Source organism: Pseudomonas sp. 273, from assembly GCF_029201425.1.
Classification (GTDB): domain Bacteria; phylum Pseudomonadota; class Gammaproteobacteria; order Pseudomonadales; family Pseudomonadaceae; genus Pseudomonas; species Pseudomonas delhiensis.
On the sequence record NZ_CP116775.1, the window covers coordinates 1,341,884 to 1,363,514 of the forward strand.

Consider the following 21,631-nt stretch of genomic DNA (forward strand, 5'->3'; position numbering starts at 1 on the left):
GGAATGGACCTCGCTGTCGGGCCAGGGGCGCCGCCCGCGCCATTGCCGGCGCCAGGCGCCGCGCCGCTCTGGCGTGGCTGTCCCGCCGGGGGCGGGGCCTGTGCTTTCGCGTAACCCCACCTTAGAACAGCGGGCCGGGCGCGCAAGGACGGGGCGACGAAGGGCGTCGCGGCACTTTTCTTCCGTCGCGCCCGGCGCCAGACTGTCGGCATGCCTATCCACAGACTTTCCCGCCTCGGCGACCTCGCGCCCGGCCAGTGGGATGCCCTGCTGCCGGATGCCCAGCCATTCCTGCGCCACGCCTTCCTCGCCAGCCTGGAGGACAGCGGCAGCGTCACCGCGCGCACTGGCTGGCGCCCGGCGCACCACGTGTTGCTGGACGACGCGGGCCGGCTGCGCGCGGCCCTGCCGGCCTACGTGAAGGCGCATTCCTACGGCGAATACGTGTTCGACTGGGGCTGGGCGGACGCCTGCCAGCGCGCCGGCATCCGCTACTACCCCAAGCTGCTGGTGGGCGTGCCCTTCTCGCCGGTGAGCGGCGCGCGCCTGCTCGGCACGGACGACGGCATCGCCGAACTGCTGGGCGTGCTGGCCGAGGGCACCGCGGAAGGCGTCTGGTCCGGCGTGCACGTGAACTTCACCGACCCGCGCGCTGACGGCCTGATCGCCGCGCAGGACGGCTGGCTGGAGCGCCTGGGCTGCCAGTACCACTGGTTCAACCGCGGCTACCGGGACTTCCAGGATTTCCTCGACGCCCTGGCCTCGCGCAAGCGCAAGCAACTGCGCAAGGAGCGCGAGCAGGTGGCCGGGCAGGGCATGGAGTTCCGCTGGATGGAAGGCCCAGAGCTGGCCGAGGCCGACTGGGACTTCGTCTACGCCTGCTACGCCAGCACCTACGAGGTGCGCGGCCAGGCGCCATACCTGACGCGGGAGTTCTTCAGCCTGCTGGCCGAGCGCATGGGCGCGATGATCCGCGTAGTCTTCGCCCGCCGGAACGGCCGGCCGGTGGCCATGGCTTTCAGCCTGGTGGACGGCGACACCCTCTACGGGCGCTACTGGGGTTGCCTGGCGGAGTACGACCGCCTGCACTTCGAGACCTGCTTCTACCAGGGCCTGGACTACGCGCTGGCCAACGGCCTGCGCCGCTTCGACGCCGGCGCCCAGGGCGAGCACAAGCTGGTCCGCGGCTTCGAGCCGGTGCTCACGCGCTCCTGGCACCAGCTCGGGCACCCGGGCCTGCGCGCCGCGGTGGCCGACTTCCTCGAACAGGAACGCGCCGGCATCCGCGCCTACGCCGAGGAGGCGAGGGCGGCGCTGCCCTATCGGCAGGCGTAGCTGGGGAAGTCGGGAAGAAGGTCGGCCCCCGGCCGCTACGACAGGCTCGCGGGGTGGCCAAGTCGGCCAGGGACCGAGACCGGGTGGGGGCTCAGACGTGGCTCGCCTGGCCGCCCCATTCGAGGAAGCGCACGCGGTGCGTCTCGCCGTCGTGGTCCTGGTACACCAGGTAGGCGGGGACCACGCCCACCCTGTGCGAGTTGTCGGTACGGTGCAGCACCTTGTCGATGTCCAGCGGCATGCCGTAGTGGTATTCGACCGTCGGAAGGTCGGCGCCCGGCTCCTTGATCGCGTCCTGGGCGAAGGCCATGGGAGCGAGGCTGGAAATCACCGCCGATACGACAGAAGCAATCTTCATTCTGGTGGTCCTCATAGCGAAGGGGATGAAGCCCCGCCCTGGAGCACTGGCATCCGATGTCTGGCCGCGGGTCCGGGGGCGGGCAGGGGGCGATGCGTCAGGCGTCCACCGCATGGCGGGGCGTGGAACAGATATGACCACCGAACCACCCCAGGCGAGAAATTGATGTGCTTGCTAATGATCATCGACCGGGGTGATGCGGCGACTTGTCGCAGGGTTCCGGGTCGAGGCTTAAGGCTTCATTAACGGACTGGGCGATACGCCGCAGGATTCCTGTAGGAGCGGGCTCTGCCCGCGATTTCGCGCGCAGGGCGCGCTCCTACAAGGTACGGTGCCTCACGGGCTGTTCGATGTGGGCGGGAGATTCGGCGTCAACCTGTAGGAGCGGGCCCTGCCCGCGATTTCGCGCGCAGGGCGCGCTCCTACAAGGTACGGTGCCTCACGGGCTGTTCGGTGTGGGCGGGAGATTCGGCGTCAACCTGTAGGAGCGGGCCCTGCCCGCGATTCGCGCAGAGGGCGCGCTGCTACAGCCAGACCGCGTTCCAGAAGGGGTAATCGCCAACCTTGGTCGCCAGGCCGGCACGTAGGGGATTGGCGATGACATAGCGTGCGGCGGCACGTAGGTCCTCATCTCGGCGTAGTGCGCGATCATGATACGCCCGTGCCCATAGTGTTCCGGACCTGCCCAGGCACTGGTTCACGTGCCGGGCACTGCATGATTTCAGACGGTTCACAAGACTGTTCAAGCTCGCCCCAGAACCGATCTGGAGCAGCCAGTGGGCATGGTCGGGCATCAGTACCCAAGCCAGCATATGGCAGTCGTCAAGAAGCCTCGGGTCGCCAAAGCAGCGTGCAGCCGCACAGGCGGCAGGAAAACAACGAAAAATGGGTGTGCGGTCGCGAGTGGTTGTTGTAACCAGGTAGATCGTATGAGGCTGGGAAAACCGACCTTTGCGCAGCGCCGAATGGCCTGGGGATTGTTCGTCCATATTCCGTCCTCAGGGGAAAGGACTGAATATCGCTTCCAATCCCTGAGGAAAGAGCGCTGGCCGCTACCGAATGCGCTGCCTGCCCTGTAGGAGCGGGCCCTGCCCGCGAAATCGCGCGCAGGGCGCGCTCCTACAGGGTTAATCCACGCCCACGAACCCCCCGGTCTGGTGCCGCCACAGGCGGGCGTAGAGGCCGCCGTGTTCGATCAGCTCGGCGTGGCTGCCGCTTTCGACGATGCGGCCGTGTTCCAGCACCACCAGGCGGTCCATGCGGGCGATGGTGGAGAGGCGGTGGGCGATGGCGATCACCGTCTTGCCCTGCATCAGTGTCTCCAGGCTTTCCTGGATGGCCGATTCCACTTCCGAGTCCAGCGCCGAGGTGGCTTCGTCGAGGATCAGGATGGGCGCGTCCTTGAGCAGCACGCGGGCGATGGCGATGCGCTGGCGCTGGCCGCCGGAGAGCTTCACGCCGCGCTCGCCGACGTGGGCGTCCAGGCCGGTGCGGCCCTGGGCGTCGTACAGTTGTGGGATGAACTCGCTGGCGCGGGCCTTGTGGATCGCTTCCTGCACTTCCGCCTCGCTGGCGCCGGGGCGGCCGTAGAGCAGGTTGTCGCGGATCGAGCGGTGCAGCAGCGAGGTGTCCTGGGTGACCATGCCGATCTGCGCGCGCAGGCTCTCCTGGGTCACGTGGGCGATGTCCTGGCCGTCGATGAGGATGCGCCCGCCCTCGATGTCATACAGGCGCAGCAGCAGGTTGACCAGGGTCGACTTGCCGGCGCCGGAGGGGCCCACCAGGCCGATCTTCTCGCCCGGGCGCACCACCAGGTCGAGGCCCTGGATCAGGCCGCTGCCCTTGCCGTAGCTGAAGTCGACGTGGTCGAAGTTGACCTCGCCATGGTCCACCACCAGCGGCTTGGCGCCGGGCGCATCGACTACCTGGCGGGGGATGGCGATGGTCTGCATGCCGTCCTGCACCTGGCCGATGTTCTCGAAGATGCCGCCGACCACCCACATGATCCAGCCGGACATGTTGTTGATGCGGATCACCAGGCTGGTGGACAGGGCGATGGCGCCCACCGAGATCAGCTCCTGGCTCCACAGCCACAGCGCCAGGCCCGTGGTGCCGGCGATGAGGATGCCGTTCATGATGGTGATGCTGACGTCCATGGAGGTCACCACGCGCCCGGCGCGCTGGGCCTTGTGCGTCTGCTCGGCGATGGCCTCGCGGGCGTAGTCCTCTTCCTGGCGGGTGTGGGCGAACAGCTTGAGGGTGGTGATGTTGGTGTAGCCGTCGACGATGCGCCCCATCAGCTTGGAGCGCGAGTCCGAGGCGGCCACCGAGCGGCGCTTCACCTGCGGTACGAAGTAGGCGAGGGCGCCGACGTAGGTGAACACCCAGAGCACCAGGGGGATCATCAGCAGCCAGTCGGCCTCGGCGAACAGCACCAGGGCGCTGATGGTGTAGATCGCCACGTGCCAGAGCGCGTCCACCACCTGCACCGCCGAGTCGCGCAGCGAGTTGCCGGTCTGCATGATGCGCTGGGCGATGCGCCCGGCGAAGTCGTTCTGGAAGAAGCCCAGGCTCTGCTTGAGCACGTAGCGGTGGTTCTGCCAGCGGATCAGGTTGGTCATGCTGGGGTTGATGCTCTGGTGCACCAGCATGTCGTGCAGGGCGTTGAACAGCGGGCGCAGCACCAGCGCCACCACGGCCATCCAGGCCAGTTCGTTGCCGTGCAGGCGGAAGAAGTCGGCCGGCGCGGTGTTCTGCGCCAGGTCGACGATGCGCCCCAGGTAGCTGAACAGCGCCACCTCGATCAGGGCGACGACCAGGCCGACCACCAGCAGGACCGAGAACACCGGCCAGACCTGGCGCAGGTAGTAGGTGTAGAAGCGCCAGACGTCGGCCGGCGGCATGCGCTCGGGGGCATCGCGGAAGGGGTCGATGAGCTTTTCGAAGCGGCGGTACATGATGTCTCTCGGTTGTCGCGGGCCCTTCCTGGGCCCGCCGTTTCAGGCCTCCGTCAGCGCGGGAATCGGGGATTCTCAGAGACGCTTGGCGGAGAGTATGACCACCGGCTCGGCGGGCACGTTCTGGTTCATGCCGCGGTTGGTGGTGGGCACCTTGGCGATCATGTCGACCACGCCCATGCCGCGCACGACCTTGCCGAACACGGCATAGCCGAAGTCGCGCTGGCCGTGGTCGAGGAAATCGTTGTCGGTCAGGTTGATGAAGAACTGGCTGGTGGCCGAGTCCACTTCGCTGGTACGCGCCATGGCCAGGGTGCCGCGGGCGTTGAGCAGGCCGTTGTCGGCCTCGTTCTTGATCGGCTCGCCGGTGTCCTTCTCCTGCATCTTCTCGGTGAAGCCGCCGGTCTGGACCATGAAGCCGGGGATCACGCGGTGGAAGATGGTGCCGTTGTAGAAGCCGCTGTCGACGTAGCCGAGGAAGTTCTTCACGCTGATCGGCGCCTTGGCGCTGTCGAGTTCGACCTCGATCTCGCCCAGGGTGGTGGACAGCAGCACGTGAGGTTTGGCCGGGTCGGCGGCGAGCGCCGAGGTGGCCAGGACGAGGGTACAGGCGGCGAGCAGGAAGCGTTTGAACAGGGTCATTTGGCGGATGTTTCCTGAGGTGTTTTAGGAATGGTCTACGTGCTCGAGGAAGTCGAGCAGGGTGCTGTTGAAGGCTTGCGGCTGGTCCAGCGGGGTGGCGTGGCGCGAGTCCTCGATCACCACCAGGCGCGCGTTGGGCAGGCGCTCCACGTAGGCCTGCTTGAGCGTCACCGGGGTGTAGTCGCGGTCGGCACTGACCACTAGCGTCGGACAGGTTATGCGCCCGAGGCGCTCCTGCACACCCCAGCCGATGATGGCGTGCAGGCTGGAAAGGTAAGCGCGTTTGTCGTTCTGCGGCCAGCGCTCCCGGATCTTGCGCCGCAGGTCGGCCTGCTCCGGCTTGGGGAACAGCAGCTTGCCCAGGGCCTTGCCCACGGTGTCCAGCCCCAGCACGTGGGCGAGGAACAGCCGGCGCGCCACTTCCAGGTACTCGCGCGGGGTGCGCGGTTTCACTTCCGGGGCGCTGTTGACGATGGTCAGGCTCTTGAGCAGTTCCGGCCGGCGGGTGGCCAGCTCGAAGCCGATCATCCCGCCCATGCTGATGCCCACCAGGTGCACCGGGGCCAGGCGCAGCTGCTCGATCAGCGCCGCCACGTCCGCGGCGAAGCCGGCGATGCTGTAGCGCTCCCGCGGCTTGTCGGACTGGCCGTGGCCGCGCACGTCGAGGGTGATCACCCGGTGCCGCTTGAGCAGCTCCGGCACCTGGTACTCCCAGTCGCGGCTGCTCGAGCCCAGGCCGTGGACCAGCAGCACGGGCGTGCCCTGGCCGCTGTCCTCGAAGTACAGGCGCTGGCCGTCGTGGTGCAGGTAGGGCATCGGCGGTTCTCCCGGTCAGGCGCTCGGCGGCGCGGCGAAGGGGGCGTCCAGGGGCACGTTGGCGAAGGTCTTGAGCAGCTCGACGAGAATCTGCGTGGCCGGGCCCAGGGGCTTTTCCTTGTTCGGGTAAAGATAGAAGCGGCTCTCGCGGGTGACGCCCTGGATCAGCGGCAGCGGCTTGAGCGAGCCGTCGCGCAGCTCGCGCTCGATCATGTGCCGCGGCAGCCAGGCGAAGCCCAGGCCGTTGCCGACGAAGGTGGCGGCGGTGGCCAGGCTGCCCACCGTCCAGCGCTGCTCGGCGCCCAGCCAGCCGACGTCGCGCGGCTGCAGGCGGCCGGAATCGCGGATCACCACCTGCATCTGGGTTTCCAGGTCCTGGTGCGTCAGCTCGCGTTGCAGGCGGTGCAACGGGTGGTCCGGATTGGCTACTGCGATGAATTCCACGGTGCACAGGTCGGCGCCCAGGTAGCCGGCGATGTTCAGGCCGCTGATGGCCAGGTCCGCGTGGCCCTGCTGCAGCGCCTCCTCGACGCCGGAAAGCACCTCCTCGCGCAGCAGCACGCGGCAGCCGCGGCTCTGCGGCACGAAGGCGGACAGCGCGCGGACCAGGCGCAGGGTGGGGTAGGCGGCATCCACCACCAGGCGCACTTCCGGTTCCCAGCCCTGCTCCATGTGGTGGGCCAGTTCCTCCAGCTGCCCGGCGCTCTTCACCAGTTGCCGCGAGCGCCGCAGCAGCACCTCGCCGGCCTCGGTGAGCACCGCCTTGCGGCCGTCGATGCGCAGCAGCGGCACGCCGAGCTGCTCCTGCATGCGCGCCACCGTATAGCTGATGGAGGACTGCGAGCGGTGCAGGGCCTCGGCGGCCTGGGCGAAGCCGCCGTGGTCGACCACCGCCTGCAGCGTTCGCCATTGATCCAGGGTAACGCGGGGCGCTTTCATCCTCGCCTCCTCTTGTCTAATCTGGCGCTCTGCCTGAACCGAGCGAGACCGCCACATGAAAAGAATCTGCTGTGCGTTGCTGCTGTCGCTGCCGTTGACCGCCCTGGCCTATCCGATCGAGGTGGAAAAGTCCCTCAACGGAACGGAGATCGACGTCCAGACCCAGGACATCGGCGACAGCATGGGCGCCGTGCTGCTGCAGAACTACGGCAAGCAGGACGTCGCCTGCACCGCGGTGTTCCAGAACGGCCCGGAGACGCCCAAGGTGCGCAAGACGGTGCTCGCCGCCGGCAAGAGCAGCAACCTCACCGCCAGCTTCGGCCGCGCCATCATCAAGCTGCGCATCAAGCTGACCTGCAAGCCGGCCTGAGGCCCCGGCACATGTCCTCCAGACTAGGAGCAGACAAGATACAAATCAACTAAATCGATATTTTGAAGCAATTATTTCTGCTTTTTTATCGATCTGCTCCGCCCTAAGCTGACCTCCATCGACGCAATCGACCGCTGGAGGTCAAGCCCATGTCCCGTGTCCTGGTCATCGAAAGCAGTGCCCGCCAACAAGGTTCGGTCTCCCGCCAGTTGACCGCCGAATTCATCGCCAACTGGCGCGCTGCCCACCCGGCCGACGAGATCCAGGTCCGCGACCTGGCCGTGGAACAGGTGCCGCACCTGGACGCCGACCTGCTGGGCGGCTGGATGAAACCGGCCGAGCAGCACAGCGCCGCCGAGCAGGCCGCGCTGCAGCGCTCCAACCTGCTCACCGAGGAGCTGCTGGCCGCCGACGTGCTGGTGCTGGCCGCGCCCATGTACAACTTCGCCATCCCCAGCACCCTGAAGTCCTGGCTGGACCACGTGCTGCGCGCCGGCGTCACCTTCAAGTACACCGAGACCGGCCCCCAGGGCCTGCTCGGCGGCAAGCGCGCCTACATCCTGACCAGCCGCGGCGGCGTCTACGCCGGCGGCCCGCTGGACCACCAGGAACCCTACCTGCGCCAGGCCCTGGCCTTCATCGGCATCCACGACGTCACCTTCGTCCACGCCGAGGGCCTGAACATGGGCGCCGAGTTCGCCGAGAAAGGCCTGGCCAAGGCCCGCGAGCAACTGGCCGCGGTGGCCTGACCGCCGCGCGGATTCCCGCTTTCCGCTTGCGCGCCCGTCGCTCCTGGGCGCGACGCCCGGTCGACGCACTTCCCCCGCGAATGTCGACCGGGCTTTTTCTTTGCCGGGGTTCGCGAGCAAGCTCGCTCCTACGAAAAGCGCTGGGCTCCTGTAGGAGCGAGCTTGCTCGCGAATGAGGTTTTCCGTGATGACATGGGGCGCCGGCCCTGCCGGCGGGATCGCGGATGAATCCTAGCCACGTCGTTCCCATGTAGGAGCGCGCCCTGCGCGCGAATCGCGGGCAGGGCCCGCTCCTACAGGTTGACGCTGAACCTCCCGTTCATGCCGGACAGCACCCTGGCCCTTTCTTCGCCCCGGCAAAACCGCTATTTTCCACGCCCCTTTTCGGTGCGCCTGTCCGGTCATGCCTTACCTGCTTTTCGTAACCGTCCTCTGGGCGTTTTCCTTCAGCCTGATCGGCGAGTACCTCGCCGGCCAGGTCGACAGCTATTTCGCCGTGCTCACCCGGGTGCTGCTGGCCGGCGCGGTGTTCCTGCCGCTGACCCGCTGGCGCGGGGTGGCGCCGCGCTTCATCGCCGGGGTGATGCTGGTCGGCGCGCTGCAGTTCGGCATCACCTACGTCTGCCTGTACCAGAGCTTCCGGGTGCTGACGGTGCCCGAGGTGCTGCTGTTCACCGTGCTCACGCCGCTGCACGTGGCGCTGATCGACGACGCCCTGAACCGCCGCTTCAATCCCTGGGCGCTGCTGGCCGCGGCGGTGGCCGTGCTGGGCGCGGCGATCATCCGCTACGACGGCGTCAGCGGCGACTTCATCGAGGGCTTCCTGCTGCTGCAGCTGGCCAACGCCACCTTCGCCGCCGGCCAGGTGCTGTACAAGCACCTGGTGGCGCGCTACCCGTCGGACATCCCGCAGTACCGGCGCTTCGGCTACTTCTTCGTCGGCGCGCTGCTGGTCGCGCTGCCCGGCTGGCTGCTGCTGGGCAACCCGGCCAAGCTGCCGACCACCGAGGTGCAGTGGCTGGTGCTGCTGTTCATGGGCCTGCTGGCCACCGCCCTGGGGCAGTTCTGGTGGAACAAGGGCGCTACCCTGGTGGACGGCGGCACCCTGGCGGTGATGAACAACCTGCACGTGCCGGTGGGGCTGCTGATCAACCTGCTGATCTGGAACGAGCACGCCGACCTGGCCCGCCTGGCCCTGGGCGGCGCGGTGATAGTGGCCTCGCTCGGGGTGAACCGCCTGGGGCTGGCGCGGAGGGCCGTGGCATGAACATCTCCGGTCGCGGCGTGGCCCTGTCCCTGGCCGCCTCGGTACTCTTCGTCACCCTGCCGGGCTACCTGCGCTGGCTGGCGCCGCTGGACAGCATCCAGATCGTGGCGCACCGGGTGGTCTGGTCGATCCCCATGGTCCTGCTGCTGGTGGCCTTCACCGGCCAGGGCGAGGTGCTGCGCGCGGCCGGCCGGCGCCTGCTGCGCGAGCGCTGGCTGCTGCTGTGCTTCCCGCTGAGCGCGGCGATGATGCTGGTGCAGTGGGGCGTGTTCATCTACGCGCCCATGGTCGGCCAGACCCTGCAGCTGTCCCTGGGCTACTTCCTGCTGCCGTTGACCATGGTGCTCTGCGGCCGGCTGTTCTATGGCGAGCGCCTGACGCCGCTGCAGGGCATCGCCGTGGCCTGCGCGCTGGTCGGCGTGCTCCACGAGCTGTGGCTGACCCGCGCTTTCTCCTGGTTCAGCCTGATCACCGCCCTGGGTTATCCACCGTATTTCATGCTGCGCCGGCGCATGGGCGTGGACGCGCTGTCCGGCTTCGTCTTCGAGATGCTGGTGCTGCTGCCCTTCGCCCTGTGGACCATCTGGCACTTCGGCGACCGCCAGGTGTTCGCCGAAACGCCGCGCCTGTGGGCGCTGCTGCCGATGCTCGGGCTGATCAGCGCCCTGGCCTTCGCCGCCATGATGGCGTCCAGCCGGCTGCTGCCCATGGGGCTGTTCGGCATCCTCAGCTACGTCGAGCCGATGCTGTTGTTCCTGCTGGCGGTGCTGTTCCTCGGCGAGGCGTTCCAGCCGCAGCAGTTGTGGACCTACGGGCCGATCTGGCTGGCCATCCTGCTCACCGGCTGGGACAGCGCGCGGCTGCTGCGCAAGCAGGCGCGGCGTGAGCGGCGGGGTGAGTAGGGTGGATAATCGTTCGCGGTTATCCGCTCTACATATCGTCATTCCCGTGAACGCGGGAACCAAAAAAAGATGTCGGGTTTGGGTGTAACGCGCCGCTCCGAGTGTTCGGATGTTTCTCGTTTCGCCCCCTCGGGCGAGTCACTTTTGTCAGTCGCCACAAAAGTAACCAAAAAGGCTTGCCCCGGCATACGGGCCCGATGAAGCCGGGCTACCCTCACGAACTCCCCCGCCACGGAGGCCCGCCCCGACAGCACGTCCCTGTGCTGATCGGGGCTCTCGCGACATCCATGTCGCATGACCTCCTGAGCGCCGGTTTCGCTCGGCCTTCTGAAGGGGCGTTCCGGTGCGCTCGGATATTTCTCTGGAAATCCTGCTCTTCGTAGGAGCGAGCTTGCTCGCGAAGGGAGTTTCCCGGCAGCTGCGGTGTTTTGGATCGACTCCGCTCCCTCTCCCTAACCCTCTCCCTGAAGGGAGAGGGGACCGTTCGGAGCGCTTGGGTATTCGTGAGTCAGCCGGCAACGCCGAAAGCTTCCGGCTGAAACCATGCTTTCTCTCGGCACGGACAAGCCCCCTCTCCCTTCAGGGAGAGGGCTGGGGAGAGGGCTCTCTTTGCAGAGCCCAACCTCCGCCTCAACCCCATCGGAAGTCCGTAGGGCGGACTCCGTCCGCGATTGGATTCACCGGCCGCGCTGGACGCCCCGGTGGCACGGCCTGGGTTTTCGCGTCAGGGGGAGGTTGGCGTGTGCGGAGCAATATCCGCGAGCAAGGAGCGGGCGTCCTTCTCTCGCCCACAAAAAACGCCGTTTCCCCTCACCGGGAAAACGGCGTCCTGTCTTGCGGCGCAGGCCCTTACTCGAAGCGGTTGCCCGGCAGGTCGGCCTTGGCCAGGGTCTCCGGCAGCACGCGCTTGGCCGCCAGGTAATGGCGTTGCCAGTACTTGTCGTTGAGGTTGGCCACCTTCACCTTCTGCCCGCGGCGCGGGGCGTGGACGAAGCGGTCGTTGCCGACGTAGATGCCCACGTGGTCGACGTTGCGGCTGCGGATGCGGAAGAACACCAGGTCGCCGGGCTGCAGGTCGCGGCGCGCCACCTTGGGGTTGCTGCTCTGGTAGATGGCCCGGGCGGTGCGCGGCAGCTCGACGTCGTCGACGTCGCGGAACACGTACTTGACCAGGCCGCTGCAGTCGAAACCCTTGGGCGAGGTGCCGCCCCAGCGGTAGGGCGTGCCGATCATGCTGAAGGCACGCTGGGTGACCTGGTGGGCGTCACTGGGCTGCGGCTTCGCCGGCTGGGCGATGCTCAGCAGCTCCTTGCCCTGCACCGGGACACGGAGTTCGAGAGGGGCGGGCGCGTAGGAGCGCGTGGCCCGTGGGGAAGCTTCCACCCCGGTTACAACGGCGGCCAAACTGGCTGCCAAGCCTATGGAAAGGCATGTCAAAAGGGTACTGCGCATTCGGCATGTCTTCTTTCTGGTTGTGGATGTAACCCAGACTCCGCTGGATCGCCGTTGCTCTTCGGCGGGCGATGGTTTCCTTTGGTCCGCGAAAAATTCCGCGCATTCTGACCGACTTTTCGTGACTGTGTTTTGACCGTCCGTCGCTTGTGGGGAGCGCCGTGTGACTCGGCGGGCATTCGATGACATGTGTCCGGAGCGCCCGGTGGGGTGCCGGCCTTATAGCTGAAAGCCCTATGCCAGGCAGCTTGCCGGGAGATGGCCAAAGGCCGCGCGAGGGCGGGAAGAAGGGGGCGGGGGAGGCGTGGAGTGGGACCTCATGTCGCAGGGAAAAACCCGACGAAATGCAGGTCATCTGACGATTTTCGTCAGTCGGCGAGGTGTTCGCGCAGCGCCGGCAGGACTTTTTCGCGCAGCAGCGGAGCCAGCGGCTCGGGGTGGCGGCCATCTTCCAGCCAGGCCAGTTCCTCCAGTTCGGCGGCGGCGCTCACCGGGTGCGGCAGGCTGGCGACGAAGACGTGGGCGTCGACGCGGGTATCGGCTTCGTTGGCCGCGGCGGCCTGGAAGTTGCCCAGTGGCTGCAGGGCGCTGGCCGGCAGGACGAGGCCGAGTTCTTCCTGCAGTTCGCGCAGCAGCGCCTGCTGCGGGCTTTCGCCGGGTTCGCGCTTGCCGCCGGGGAGCATGAAGGCGCGGGTGCCGCGCTTGCGCACCAGCAGCAGGCGGCCGCTGGCGTCGAGCAGGCAGGCGGCGGCGATGTCGAGGGTGGTCTGGGGCATGCGCGGGCTCACTTGAGGACCTGGTAGCGCACCTGCACGATGCCGCTGGGGAAGCTGCGCTGTTCCAGCAGTTGCAGGCGCCGTTCGAGCCCGATGCCGAACAGCGGGATGCCGGCGCCGAGCAGGTGCGGAATGATGCTGACGATCACCTCGTCGAGCAAGTCCGCCGCCAGGCAGTTGCCGGCCAGGCTGCCGCCGCCCACCAGCCAGATGCGCTGGCAGCCGCGGGCCTCCAGGTTGGCCAGGGCCTCGCTGGGCGAGCAGTGCAGCAGTTCCACCTGGGGGGCTGCCAGCGGCAGATGGTTGGCGCGGGTGAGGACGATGGCCGGCTTGTCCGGGTAGGGCCATTCGCCGAAGTCGAGGCATTGCAGGTAGGTGCCGCGGCCCATCAGCAGGCCATCGATGCCGGCGTAGAAGGCGGCGTAGCCATGGTCGTCGTCCTGGCTCTGGAAATACTTCAGCCAGTCGACGCTGCCGTCGGGACGGGCGATATAGCCGTCCAGGCTGCTGGCCACGTAATAGATGAGGGTGGCGGGCACGGCGTGTCTCCGGGAAAGGCGCGCGGAAGCGCGCGCCTGCATTGAGCATGGCATCGCCCTGGCCAGGCGGCCAGGGCGGCTGCTGTCGCCCGTCCGATCAGGCCTGCTCCACTTCCAGCGCCGGATGGCGTTCGCCGCGCGTTGCTGCCGGCTGCAAGCCCTGCAGGCCGCCGCGCAGGTCCTGGCCGCTGGGCTGCTGGTAGACGCCCAGGCCGAACTCCGGCAGCACCGCCAGCAGGTAGTCGAAGAGGTCGCCCTGGATGCGCTCGTACTCCAGCCAGGCGGTGGTGCGGGTGAAGCAGTAGATCTCCAGGGGCACGCCCTCGGCGGTGGGCTGCAGTTGGCGGACCATGCAGGTCATGTGCGGGTGGATCTCCGGGTGGGCCTTGAGGTAGGCCTCGGCGTAGGCGCGGAAGGTGCCGATGTTGGTCAGCCGCCGGCGGTTGGCCGACAGCGGCACGTTGCCGGCGTTGGCCTGGTTCCACTCGCTCAGCTCGTCCTGCTTGCGCTGCAGGTAGTCGGTCAGCAGGCGCACGCCGGACAGTCGCTGCGCCTCGGCTTCGTCGAGGAAGCGCACCTGGCTGGCGTCGAGGTACAGGCTGCGCTTGATGCGCCGCCCGCCGGACTGCTGCATGCCGCGCCAGTTCTTGAACGACTCGGACATCAGGCGCCAGGTGGGCACGGAGACGATGGTCTTGTCCCAGTTCTGCACCTTCACCGTGTGCAGGGTGATGTCCACCACGTCGCCGTCGGCGCCGACCTGGGGCATCTCGATCCAGTCGCCCACGCGCAGCATGTCGTTGCTGGTCAGTTGCACGCTGGCGACGAAGCTCAGCAGGGTGTCCTTGTAGACCAGCAGCAGGACCGCGGACATGGCGCCCAGGCCCGAGAGCAGCAGCATCGGCGAGCGGTCGATGAGGATGGAGACGATGACGATGCCGCCGAACACGAACAGGAACAGCTTGGCCAGCTGCACGTAGCCCTTGATCGAGCGGGTGCGGGCGTGTTCGGTGCGCGCGTAGATGTCCAGCAGGGCGTCGAGCAGGGCGCTCAGGGCCAGCAGCAGGAACAGCGCGGTGACCGCCATGGCCAGGTTGCGCAGGAAGGCCTCGGGCCGGCCGGTCAGGTTGGGGATCAGCGCCAGGCCGAACTGCACCACCAGCGACGGTACCGTCTGGGCCAGGCGCATGAACACGCGGTTGTCGCGCAGGTCGCTGAGCCAGCCCAGCGCCGGCTGGCGGGCCAGCAGGTCGGCTATGCGGCGCACCAGGTAGCGCGCCAGGCGGCCGAGCAGCCAGGCCACGCCCAGCAGCAGGGCCAGGCCGAGGCCGGCGCTGGCCAGCGGTTGTTGGTCGAGTAGGGCCCAGTAGCCCTGGAGGGTAGCGAGGGGGAGGAAAGGTCCATAGGCCGGAAACATCCTTTGGATCGGGGCGCCAGTGCGGGGTGGCGCGTATTGCGGAGGCTACGGGGTAGCCGCGAAGGCCCGGCCGCGTTGGCCGGGGTGAGTGCGGCATTGTAGCGGCTGGGGCGGGGAGGAAATTTCCGAAATGTAACTTCAGCCTGCCAGCTCCTCCAGGGTGCGCCCGCGGGTCTCGATGCCGAAGCCCCAGACCACCGCGGCGGCCACCAGGAAACACAGCGCGCCGAGGGTGAACACGCCGCCCTGGCCGGCCACCGGCAGCACCAGGCCGCTGATGGTGGGCCCCAGCAGCGAGCCGACCCGGCCCACCGCCGAGGCGAAGCCCGAGCCGGTGGCGCGCGCCGAGGTGGGATACAGCTCCGGGGTGTAGGTGTAGAGCACCGCCCACATGCCGAAGAGGAAGAACTGCATGGCCAGGCCGAAGCCGATCAGCAGCGCCAGGCTGCCGCCGAACACCGCGGTCTGGCCGTAGGCGTAGGCCATGGCGCCGCCGCCCAGGAGCATCAGCACGCAGCTCGGCTTGCGCCCCCAGCGCTCCACCAGCCAGGCGGCGCAGAGGAAGCCGGGGATGCCGGCCAGGGAGATCAGCACCGTGTAGTACACCGACTGGGTCACGGCGAAGCCGGATTGCTGCAGCAGGGCGCTGAGCCAGGAGGTCAGGCCGTAGAAGCCGAGCAGGGCGAAGAACCACAAGCTCCAGACTGTCAGGGTGCGACTGCGGTAGGCCGGCGACCAGAGTTCGGCGAAGGCGCTGAAGAAGCCCGGGCGGCTCGGTTCGGGACGCGCCAGCGGCTGCGGTTCGGGCAGGCTGGATAGCTTCAGCGAGGCCATCACCCGCGCCTCGATGCGTTGCAGCGAGCGTTCGGCCTTGTCCGCCAGCCCGGCCTGTTCCAGCCAGCGCGGCGACTCCGGCACCATGAAGCGGATGGCCAGCACGAACAGGGCGGGGAAGGCCAGCAGCAGGAACAGGCTGCGCCAGCCGGCGACCGGCAGCACGAAGTAGGACAGGCAGCCGGCGGCGATGAAGCCCAGCGGCCAGAAGCCGTCCATCAGCGCGATGTAACGGCCGCGGGCCCTGGCCGGGATCATCTCCGAGAGCAGCGACTGGGCGATGGGGAACTCCATGCCCATGCCGATGCCCAGCAGCACGCGGTACAGCGTCAGGCTCTGCACGTCGCCGGCGGTGGAGCACAGGTAGCTGGCCAGGCCCCAGAGCACGATGCTCCACTGGAACACCGGCTTGCGCCCGAAGCGGTCGGCGAGCATGCCCGACAGCGCCGCGCCCAGCACCATGCCGAAGAAGCTGGAGCTGGCCAGCAGCCCGGCCTGGGCGCTGGACAGGCCGAACTCGGCTTTGATCGAGCCGAGCAGGAAGGTCATCATCGCCAGGTCCATGGAGTCGAAGAAGAACGCCAGGGCGATGATCACGAAGATCAGGCGGTGGTAGGGGCTCAGCGGCAGGCGCTCGAGGCGCTCGGCGGCGGTGGGGCGATGCGGCATCTCGACACTCCTCGGGCTGTCCTGCGGCCAGTCTGGGATGGGCCCCGGCGGCGGACTTGCCCGAGGGCGACACGGGGCGTGCGGATCGCGACCGGCGAATAAAACCTGCGCGCGCGCGCGGCAACCGTTACGCTATGCAGCTATTTGTTCCTTTCGTCTTCCCGAGGTCTGCCTTGTTCGCCCAATTCGCCCTCCACGAACGCCTGCTCAAGGCGCTGGAAACCCTGTCCTTCACCGAGCCGACCGCCGTCCAGGCCGCGGCCATCCCGAAGGCGCTGGAGGGCCGCGACCTGCGCGTGACCGCGCAGACCGGCAGCGGCAAGACCGCCGCCTTCGTGCTGCCGCTGCTGCACCGCCTGCTCAGCGAGGAGAAGCCCAGAAGCGGCGCCCGCGCGCTGATCCTGCTGCCGACCCGCGAGCTGGCCCAGCAGACCCTCAAGGAAGTCGAGCGCTTCGCCCAGTTCACCTTCATCAAGGCCTGCCTGATCACCGGCGGCGAGGATTTCAAGGTGCAGGGCGCGCGCCTGCGCAAGAACCCGGAGATCATCATCGGCACCCCCGGCCGCCTGAACGAGCAGTTCAACGCCGGCAACCTGCCGCTGGGCGACGTCGAGGTGCTGGTGCTGGACGAGGCCGACCGCATGCTCGACATGGGCTTCGCCGAGGACGTGCTCAAGCTCGCCGGCCAGTGCCCGGCGCAGCGCCAGACCCTGCTGTTCTCCGCCACCGCCGGCAGCGGCCTGCGCGAGATGATCGAGCAGGTGCTGCGCGAGCCGGAGCACCTGCTGCTCAACCGCGTCGGCGAGATCAACGAGGAAGTCAGCCAGCAGGTCATCCTGGTGGACGAGGGCGAGCACAAGGAAGCCGTGCTGTTCTGGCTGCTGCAGAACGAGCCCTATGAGAAGGCCATCGTCTTCACCAACACCCGCGTGCAGGCCGACCGCCTGACCGGCCGGCTGATCGCCGCCGGGCACAAGGTCTTCGTGCTGCACGGCGAGAAGGACCAGAAGGACCGCAAGCTGGCCATCGAGCGCCTGAAGCAGGGCGCGGTGAAGATCCTCATCGCCACCGACGTGGCCGCCCGCGGCCTGGACGTGGACAACCTGGACCTGGTGGTGAACTACGACGTGCCGCGCAAGGGCGACGAGTACGTGCACCGCATCGGCCGCACCGGCCGCGCGGGCGCCGCCGGCACCGCGATCTCGCTGGTGGCGCACACCGACTGGAACCTGATGTCGAGCATCGAGCGCTACCTCAAGCTGCGCTTCGAGGCCCGCAGCATTCCGGGCCTGAAGGCCGGCTACAAGGGGCCGAAGAAGCTCAAGGCCTCGGGCAAGGCCGCCGGCACCAAGAAGAAAAAGACCGACGCCGGCAAGAAGGCCGGGGCCAAGCCCGCCGCCAGGCGCAAGCCGGCGAACAAGCCGAAGGCGGCGCCGTCCGCGGTGGTCAGCAACGACGGCATGGCGCCGCTCAAGCGCAGGAAGCCGGCTGCCGAGTAAGTTCTCGGCACCGAGGCTCTTCGTAGGAGCGCGCCCTGCGCGCGAAATCGCGGGCAGGGCCCGCTCCTACAGGTTGACGCCGAATTTCTCGCCCACGCCGAACGGCCCCCTCTCCCTTCAGGGAGAGGGTTGGGGAGAGGGCGCCCTCAGGCCAACGGCGTATAACCGCGAACGGTTATACGCCCTACGGTGCTCCGGCCCGCGCGCGAAATCGCGGACGGAGTCCGCTCCTACGCCCCCGTAGGTACGGCATTCCCCTGTAGGAGCGGACTTTGTCCGCGATAGGCGGGCGTCCCGACTCACTCGAAGGCGAAATGCTCCGCCTTCAGCCCCATCACCGACCGCACCGGCTTGCCCATGGCCGCCGCGTGGCCCTTGGCGCGGGGCAGCAGGCGGGCGAAGTAGAAGTCGCTGGTGGCGATCTTGGCCTTGTAGAAGTCGCCGGACTCGCTGCCGCCCTGGCGCAGGCGCCTGCGCGCCGTGGCTTCCTGCAGCGCCCAGGCGTAGGCCAGGGCCACGTAGCCGGAGAACATCAGGTAGTCGTGGCTGGCCGTGCCCACCAGGTCGCGCTCCTTGCGGGCGCTCAGGGCGATGCGCAGGGTCAGCAGGTTCCACTGCGCGCACAGCTTGAGCAGCGTCAGCGCGCGGCCGCGCATGGCCGGTTCCTCCCGGAGCAGCCCGGTGGCGAACTTCGCCACCACCCTGGTGAAGTCGCGCACCGCCTTGCCCTGGGTCATCAGCAGCACCTTGCGCCCCAGCAGGTCCAGGGCCTGGATGCCGGTGGTGCCCTCGTAGAGGGTGGCGATGCGCGCGTCGCGGACGATCTGCTCCATGCCGTGCTCGCGGATGTAGCCGTGGCCGCCGAACACCTGCATGCCCAGGTTGGCGCTTTCCAGGCCCAGCTCGGTGAGGCAGCCCTTGAGGATCGGGGTGAGGAAGCCGAGCTTGTCGTCCCAGCGCTCGTACTCGGCGTCGTCGTTGCTCAGCAGGCCCTGGATCATCTTGTCGGCATACTGCGTGGCCAGGTAGACCAGCGCGCGGCCGCCCTCGGCCACGGCCTTCTGCGTCAGCAGCATGCGCCGCACGTCGCCGTGGTGCATCAGGCTGTCGGCCACCTGTTCCGGTTCCTTGGTGCCGGACAGCGCGCGCATCGAGCGGCGCTCGCGGGCATAGGCCAGGGCGCCCTGGTAGGCCAGCTCGGCGGTGGCCACGCCCTGGATGGCAGTGCCGATGCGCGCGCTGTTCATGAAGGTGAACATGCATTCCAGGCCCTTGTTCGCCGGGCCGATGAGGAAGCCGCGGGCCTCGTCGAAGTTCATCACGCAGGTGGCCGAGGCCTTGATGCCCATCTTCTTCTCCAGCGCGCCGCAGCTCACGCCGTTGCGCGGGCCGAGGCCGCCGTCTTCGCCGGGCAGGAACTTGGGCACGATGAACAGCGAGATGCCGCGGGTGCCCCTGGGCGCGTCGGGCAGGCGGGCCAGGACGATGTGCACGATGTTCTCGGTGAGGTCGTGCTCGCCGGAGGAAATGAAGATCTTGGTGCCGGTGATGGCGTAGCTGCCGTCGGCCTGGGGTTCGGCGCGGGTCTTCACCTGGCCCAGGTCGGTGCCGCACTGCGGTTCGGTGAGGCACATGGTGCCGCCCCAGCGGCCTTCGGTGAGGGGCGTGAGGTAGGTGCGCTTCTGCTCCTCGGTGCCGTGCTGCATCAGGGTGTTCATGGCGCCCAGGGACAGCCCCGGGTACATGGAGAAGGGCCAGTTGGCGGTGCCGAGCATCTCCTGCTTGAGCGCGCCCAGGCTCATCGGCAGGCCCTGGCCGCCGTATTCCACCGGGTGCGACAGGCCCTGCCAGCCGCCGGCCACGTAGGCGTCGTAGGCCTCCTTGAAGCCCTTGGGCGTGCGCACCTCGCCGTTCTCCAGGTGGCAGCCTTCCTCGTCGCCGGAGTGGTAGAGCGGGGCGATCACCTCCTCGCAGAGCTTCGCGCATTCGCCGAGGATGGCGTCGACCATGTCCGGGGTGGCTTCGGCGCCGTTGATCAGGTTGCGGTAGTGCTCGGGAAAGTCGAAGACCTCGTTGAGCAGGAAGCGGGTGTCGCGCAGCGGGGCTTTGTAGACGGGCATCGGGGTGATCTCGGGGGGACTGTGGGCGCAGTTATACGGCCGCGCACCCCGCCTGGCCTTGGCAGCGGCAACAGCCGGCGCCTGGCAGATCGGACAATCGACCGTCATCGCGATTGACCGCCGCGGGTATCGCGGGTATATACACGTATCATGCTGATCACCCAATGCCTCTGCACCCAGTTGCGCCGTGCCGCCCGTGGTGTCACCCGCGTCTATGACGATGCCCTGCAGGGCATCGGGCTGACGGTCGCGCAGTTTTCCCTGCTGCGCCACCTGGCGCGCCTGGAGCAACCGAGCATTTCCGAGCTGGCCGAGGCCATGGGCCTGGACCGCAGCACCCTGGGCCGCAACCTGCGGCCGCTGCAGGCCGAGGGCCTGGTTGTGCTGCAGGGCGATGCCGGTGACCAGCGCAACCGCCTGGTGCTGCTCACCGCCGCCGGGCGCGAGCGCCTGGAGCAGGGCGCGCAGCCGTGGGAGGCGGCGCAGCGGCGGATGTACGAACGCCTGGGCGCGGAACGCCGCGAGCAGCTGATGGCCTTGCTGGGGGAGCTGGAAGCCCTCGATTGAGCCCCTTTGCCAAGGGCCTTTGTCTGGATGAATGCGGGTATATACCCCTGTTGGAGCGAGAAGAACAATGTCCAAGCTGTCGCGTGCGGGTTTCTGGATACTGCTGTCCGGCGCCCTGATCCTGGCCCTGTCCCTGGGCGTCCGCCACGGCTTCGGCCTGTTCCTCGCGCCCATGAGCGCGCAGTTCGGCTGGGGCCGCGAGGTGTTCGCCTTCGCCATCGCCCTGCAGAACCTCATCTGGGGCATCGCCCAGCCGTTCACCGGGGCCCTGGCCGACCGCTTCGGCGCGGCCCGCGCGGTGCTGGTGGGCGGCCTGCTGTACGCCCTGGGCCTGGTGCTGATGGGCTATGCGGACTCCGCCGCCAGCCTGTCGCTGTCCGCCGGGTTGCTGATCGGCATCGGCCTGTCCGGCACCTCCTTCTCGGTGATCCTCGGCGCCGTCGGCCGCGCCGTGCCGCTGGAGCGGCGCAGCATGGCCATGGGCATCTCCGCCGCCGCCGGCTCCTTCGGCCAGTTCGCCATGCTGCCCGGCACCCTCGGCCTGATCGGCTGGCTCGGCTGGTCGGCGGCGCTGCTCGCCCTGGGCCTGCTGGTGGCGCTGATCGTGCCGCTGGCCGGGCTGATGCGCGACAAGCCGCTGCCGGCGCAGTCCCACGAGCAGTCCCTGGGCGATGCGCTGCGCGAGGCCTGCGGGCATTCCGGCTTCTGGCTGCTGTCGCTGGGCTTCTTCGTCTGCGGCTTCCAGGTAGTGTTCATCGGCGTGCACCTGCCGGCCTACCTGGTGGACCGCCACCTGCCGGCCACCGTCGGCACCACGGTGCTGGCGCTGGTAGGGCTGTTCAACGTGTTCGGCACCTACATCGCCGGCTGGCTCGGCGGGCGCTTCAGCAAGCCGAAGCTGCTGACCGGCCTGTACCTGGTGCGCGGCCTGGTGATCCTGGCCTTCCTCTGGGCGCCGCTGACGGTGTGGACGGCCTACGCCTTCGGCATCGCCATGGGCCTGCTGTGGCTGTCCACGGTGCCGCTGACCAACGGCACCGTGGCCACGCTGTTCGGCGTGCGCAACCTGTCCATGCTCGGCGGCATCACCTTCCTCTTCCACCAGATCGGCGCCTTCCTCGGCGGCTGGCTGGGCGGCTACGTCTACGACCACACCGGCAACTACGACCTGGTCTGGCGGATCGCGATCCTCCTCTCGCTGCTCGCCGGCCTGCTCAACTGGCCGGTGCGCGAACGCCCGGTGGCGCGCCTGGGCGCCGCGGAGGCGGCATGAGCCCGGCCCTGCGCCTGGGCGCGGCGCTGCTGGCCGTGGCGCTGCTGGGCTTGGCCTGGTGGGGCTGGCGCCATGGCGGCCTGGCGCTGCTGCAGGCGGGCCTGGGCCACTGCTTCTGAGGATTGCCGAGCGCGGGGCAGGGGAGTAGCG

Annotated in this window: 21 protein-coding genes; 9 read left to right on the plus strand and 12 right to left on the minus strand. The window is 68.3% G+C overall.

The genetic code is table 11. From position 1 onward, the window contains the following. Positions 1-210 precede the first annotated feature (210 nt). A complete protein-coding gene (locus PKO50_RS06585) occupies positions 211-1,335 on the plus strand; it encodes a GNAT family N-acetyltransferase (RefSeq protein WP_275629172.1) in 1,125 nt (374 codons plus the stop codon). 91 nt (positions 1,336-1,426) lie between these two features. Here PKO50_RS06585 and PKO50_RS06590 read toward each other — a convergent pair whose 3' ends face one another. The 6 genes from PKO50_RS06590 to PKO50_RS06615 all read right to left on the minus strand — a co-directional run bounded on the left by PKO50_RS06590 (position 1,427) and on the right by PKO50_RS06615 (position 7,047). Beyond that, positions 1,427-1,693: a DUF2790 domain-containing protein gene (locus tag PKO50_RS06590; RefSeq protein ID WP_089393019.1), complete on the minus strand. Its 267-nt coding sequence runs from the start codon at positions 1,691-1,693 to the stop codon at positions 1,427-1,429. A 524-nt stretch (positions 1,694-2,217) separates the two neighbouring features. Next, the gene (locus PKO50_RS06595; protein WP_275629173.1) at positions 2,218-2,682 is read right to left on the minus strand and encodes a transposase; all 465 of its coding nucleotides are present in this window, start codon (positions 2,680-2,682) and stop codon (positions 2,218-2,220) included. Positions 2,683-2,820: 138 nt separating this feature from the next. Continuing rightward, entirely contained in the window at positions 2,821-4,653 is a 1,833-nt protein-coding gene (locus PKO50_RS06600; protein WP_275630429.1) for an ABC transporter ATP-binding protein, read from the minus strand. Positions 4,654-4,725: 72 nt separating this feature from the next. Continuing rightward, the gene (locus PKO50_RS06605; protein ID WP_275630430.1) at positions 4,726-5,286 is read right to left on the minus strand and encodes a peptidylprolyl isomerase; all 561 of its coding nucleotides are present in this window, start codon (positions 5,284-5,286) and stop codon (positions 4,726-4,728) included. Between the two features lie 30 nt (positions 5,287-5,316). Then, positions 5,317-6,108: an alpha/beta hydrolase gene (locus PKO50_RS06610; protein WP_275629174.1), complete on the minus strand. Its 792-nt coding sequence runs from the start codon at positions 6,106-6,108 to the stop codon at positions 5,317-5,319. 15 nt (positions 6,109-6,123) lie between these two features. After that, positions 6,124-7,047, minus strand: a complete 924-nt coding sequence (locus PKO50_RS06615; protein WP_109934399.1) for a LysR family transcriptional regulator — start codon at positions 7,045-7,047, stop codon at positions 6,124-6,126. A 55-nt stretch (positions 7,048-7,102) separates the two neighbouring features. Here PKO50_RS06615 and PKO50_RS06620 point away from each other — a divergent pair, with 55 nt between their 5' ends. The 4 genes from PKO50_RS06620 (at position 7,103) to rarD (ending at position 10,335) form a co-directional block, all read left to right on the plus strand. Next, positions 7,103-7,417 carry a 3-phosphoglycerate kinase gene (locus PKO50_RS06620; protein ID WP_109934398.1) on the plus strand — a complete coding sequence of 105 codons (315 nt, stop codon included), beginning with the start codon at positions 7,103-7,105 and terminating at the stop codon, positions 7,415-7,417. 149 nt (positions 7,418-7,566) lie between these two features. After that, a complete protein-coding gene (locus tag PKO50_RS06625) occupies positions 7,567-8,166 on the plus strand; it encodes an FMN-dependent NADH-azoreductase (RefSeq protein ID WP_275629175.1) in 600 nt (199 codons plus the stop codon). Positions 8,167-8,569: 403 nt separating this feature from the next. Continuing rightward, complete coding sequence (locus PKO50_RS06630; protein WP_275629176.1) at positions 8,570-9,433, plus strand: carboxylate/amino acid/amine transporter; 864 nt, start codon at positions 8,570-8,572, stop codon at positions 9,431-9,433. Further along, the gene (gene rarD, locus PKO50_RS06635; protein ID WP_109934395.1) at positions 9,430-10,335 is read left to right on the plus strand and encodes an EamA family transporter RarD; all 906 of its coding nucleotides are present in this window, start codon (positions 9,430-9,432) and stop codon (positions 10,333-10,335) included. Before PKO50_RS06630 ends, rarD begins: the two co-directional genes overlap by 4 nt. 849 nt (positions 10,336-11,184) lie before the next feature. On the opposite strand, the gene PKO50_RS06640 is transcribed toward rarD, so the two are convergent. The 5 genes from PKO50_RS06640 to PKO50_RS06660 all read right to left on the minus strand — a co-directional run bounded on the left by PKO50_RS06640 (position 11,185) and on the right by PKO50_RS06660 (position 16,022). Beyond that, positions 11,185-11,787: a C40 family peptidase gene (locus PKO50_RS06640; protein WP_089393656.1), complete on the minus strand. Its 603-nt coding sequence runs from the start codon at positions 11,785-11,787 to the stop codon at positions 11,185-11,187. 368 nt (positions 11,788-12,155) lie between these two features. Continuing rightward, positions 12,156-12,563, minus strand: coding sequence for an NUDIX domain-containing protein (locus PKO50_RS06645; RefSeq protein ID WP_275629177.1), 408 nt, complete (start codon positions 12,561-12,563; stop codon positions 12,156-12,158). Between the two features lie 8 nt (positions 12,564-12,571). Then, entirely contained in the window at positions 12,572-13,102 is a 531-nt protein-coding gene (locus PKO50_RS06650) for a dihydrofolate reductase family protein (protein WP_109936934.1), read from the minus strand. 97 nt (positions 13,103-13,199) lie between these two features. Next, positions 13,200-14,519, minus strand: coding sequence for a mechanosensitive ion channel family protein (locus PKO50_RS06655; protein ID WP_275629178.1), 1,320 nt, complete (start codon positions 14,517-14,519; stop codon positions 13,200-13,202). Between the two features lie 138 nt (positions 14,520-14,657). Continuing rightward, positions 14,658-16,022, minus strand: coding sequence for an MFS transporter (locus PKO50_RS06660; protein WP_109936936.1), 1,365 nt, complete (start codon positions 16,020-16,022; stop codon positions 14,658-14,660). Between the two features lie 134 nt (positions 16,023-16,156). On the opposite strand from PKO50_RS06660, the gene PKO50_RS06665 reads away from it, so the two are divergent. Beyond that, positions 16,157-17,521, plus strand: coding sequence for a DEAD/DEAH box helicase (locus PKO50_RS06665; protein WP_275629179.1), 1,365 nt, complete (start codon positions 16,157-16,159; stop codon positions 17,519-17,521). Positions 17,522-17,820: 299 nt separating this feature from the next. Here the strand turns inward: PKO50_RS06665 and PKO50_RS06670 are convergent, their stop codons facing one another. Then, positions 17,821-19,641, minus strand: a complete 1,821-nt coding sequence (locus tag PKO50_RS06670; RefSeq protein ID WP_275629180.1) for an acyl-CoA dehydrogenase C-terminal domain-containing protein — start codon at positions 19,639-19,641, stop codon at positions 17,821-17,823. Positions 19,642-19,791: 150 nt separating this feature from the next. On the opposite strand from PKO50_RS06670, the gene PKO50_RS06675 reads away from it, so the two are divergent. The 3 genes from PKO50_RS06675 to PKO50_RS06685 all read left to right on the plus strand — a co-directional run bounded on the left by PKO50_RS06675 (position 19,792) and on the right by PKO50_RS06685 (position 21,600). After that, positions 19,792-20,208, plus strand: a complete 417-nt coding sequence (locus tag PKO50_RS06675) for a MarR family winged helix-turn-helix transcriptional regulator (RefSeq protein ID WP_275629181.1) — start codon at positions 19,792-19,794, stop codon at positions 20,206-20,208. A 76-nt stretch (positions 20,209-20,284) separates the two neighbouring features. Next, the gene (locus tag PKO50_RS06680; protein ID WP_275630431.1) at positions 20,285-21,481 is read left to right on the plus strand and encodes an MFS transporter; all 1,197 of its coding nucleotides are present in this window, start codon (positions 20,285-20,287) and stop codon (positions 21,479-21,481) included. Continuing rightward, the gene (locus PKO50_RS06685; RefSeq protein WP_275629182.1) at positions 21,478-21,600 is read left to right on the plus strand and encodes a hypothetical protein; all 123 of its coding nucleotides are present in this window, start codon (positions 21,478-21,480) and stop codon (positions 21,598-21,600) included. Before PKO50_RS06680 ends, PKO50_RS06685 begins: the two co-directional genes overlap by 4 nt. Positions 21,601-21,631 lie beyond the last annotated feature (31 nt).

What these genes read in the sequence shown, in the direction of transcription:
- PKO50_RS06585 (WP_275629172.1), top strand. Translation starts at nt 211, where the DNA reads ATGCCTATCCACAGACTTTCCCGCCTCGGCGACCTCGCGCCCGGCCAG.
- PKO50_RS06590 (WP_089393019.1), bottom strand. Translation starts at nt 1,693, where the DNA reads ATGAAGATTGCTTCTGTCGTATCGGCGGTGATTTCCAGCCTCGCTCCC.
- PKO50_RS06595 (WP_275629173.1), bottom strand. Translation starts at nt 2,682, where the DNA reads ATGGACGAACAATCCCCAGGCCATTCGGCGCTGCGCAAAGGTCGGTTT.
- PKO50_RS06610 (WP_275629174.1), bottom strand. Translation starts at nt 6,108, where the DNA reads ATGCCCTACCTGCACCACGACGGCCAGCGCCTGTACTTCGAGGACAGC.
- PKO50_RS06615 (WP_109934399.1), bottom strand. Translation starts at nt 7,047, where the DNA reads ATGAAAGCGCCCCGCGTTACCCTGGATCAATGGCGAACGCTGCAGGCG.
- PKO50_RS06620 (WP_109934398.1), top strand. Translation starts at nt 7,103, where the DNA reads ATGAAAAGAATCTGCTGTGCGTTGCTGCTGTCGCTGCCGTTGACCGCC.
- PKO50_RS06625 (WP_275629175.1), top strand. Translation starts at nt 7,567, where the DNA reads ATGTCCCGTGTCCTGGTCATCGAAAGCAGTGCCCGCCAACAAGGTTCG.
- PKO50_RS06630 (WP_275629176.1), top strand. Translation starts at nt 8,570, where the DNA reads ATGCCTTACCTGCTTTTCGTAACCGTCCTCTGGGCGTTTTCCTTCAGC.
- rarD (WP_109934395.1), top strand. Translation starts at nt 9,430, where the DNA reads ATGAACATCTCCGGTCGCGGCGTGGCCCTGTCCCTGGCCGCCTCGGTA.
- PKO50_RS06640 (WP_089393656.1), bottom strand. Translation starts at nt 11,787, where the DNA reads ATGCGCAGTACCCTTTTGACATGCCTTTCCATAGGCTTGGCAGCCAGT.
- PKO50_RS06645 (WP_275629177.1), bottom strand. Translation starts at nt 12,563, where the DNA reads ATGCCCCAGACCACCCTCGACATCGCCGCCGCCTGCCTGCTCGACGCC.
- PKO50_RS06655 (WP_275629178.1), bottom strand. Translation starts at nt 14,519, where the DNA reads ATGTTTCCGGCCTATGGACCTTTCCTCCCCCTCGCTACCCTCCAGGGC.
- PKO50_RS06660 (WP_109936936.1), bottom strand. Translation starts at nt 16,022, where the DNA reads ATGCCGCATCGCCCCACCGCCGCCGAGCGCCTCGAGCGCCTGCCGCTG.
- PKO50_RS06665 (WP_275629179.1), top strand. Translation starts at nt 16,157, where the DNA reads ATGCAGCTATTTGTTCCTTTCGTCTTCCCGAGGTCTGCCTTGTTCGCC.
- PKO50_RS06670 (WP_275629180.1), bottom strand. Translation starts at nt 19,641, where the DNA reads ATGCCCGTCTACAAAGCCCCGCTGCGCGACACCCGCTTCCTGCTCAAC.
- PKO50_RS06675 (WP_275629181.1), top strand. Translation starts at nt 19,792, where the DNA reads ATGCTGATCACCCAATGCCTCTGCACCCAGTTGCGCCGTGCCGCCCGT.
- PKO50_RS06685 (WP_275629182.1), top strand. Translation starts at nt 21,478, where the DNA reads ATGAGCCCGGCCCTGCGCCTGGGCGCGGCGCTGCTGGCCGTGGCGCTG.